The organism is Bradyrhizobium sp. UFLA05-153, from assembly GCF_054185185.1.
Genome location: NZ_JBBIAM010000341.1, coordinates 1 through 745 on the forward strand (window position 1 = coordinate 1; position 745 = coordinate 745).

A 745-nucleotide genomic window follows, 5' to 3' on the forward strand; every position below is an offset into this window, starting at 1 on the left:
CCTGGTCGAACGTGTAGACCATGCTCACGCCCTCAATGGGCTTTTGCGCAATGCCATTGACCATGGCCGGCGCCTGAATACCCGCGGCCTCGAGGATCGTCGGCACAATATCGATCATGTGGTGGAATTGGGTGCGGATGCCGCCGACGTCCGTGATGTGGCCGGGCCACGAAATGGCCATGCCCTGGCGTGTGCCGCCGAAGTGCGACGCCACCTGCTTGGTCCATTTGAACGGCGTGTCGAACGCCCAGGACCACGCGACTGACATATGCGGGTACGTCTTGTCGGAGCCCCAATCCTCATAGTACCGCAGCAGCTCGGCTTCCGGGAGGTCCAGAATGCCGTTGTAAGCGGTCATCTGGTTCGGGGTGCCCTCGAGGGTGCCTTCGGCGCTGGTGCCGTTGTCGCCGCTGATGTAGACGATCAGCGTGTTATCGAGTTTTCCCATGTCCTCGACCGCCTGGATGACGCGGCCGATCTCGTGGTCGGTATAGGCGGCGTAGCCGGCAAACACTTCAGCCTCGCGCGCGTACAACTTCTTTCGCACGAAGGAAAGCGAGTCCCACTTCGGCAGGACATCCGGCCAGGGGGTCAGCTCGGTATTTGCCGGGATCACGCCGAGCCGCTTCTGGTTGGCGAAGATCTGCTCGCGCAGCTTCTCCCATCCCATGTCGAACTTGCCCTTGAACTTGTCGATCCATTCCTTCTTCGGCTGATGCGGCGAATGCGTGCCACCCGGCACGTA

Annotated in this window: 1 protein-coding gene; it reads right to left on the reverse strand. The window is 61.5% G+C overall.

The window, feature by feature from the left end; all coding sequences use genetic code 11:
• Nucleotides 1-745, reverse strand: a 745-nt coding sequence (locus tag Q2941_RS51785) for a sulfatase-like hydrolase/transferase (protein ID WP_458197567.1), incomplete at both ends; no start/stop codon positions are given.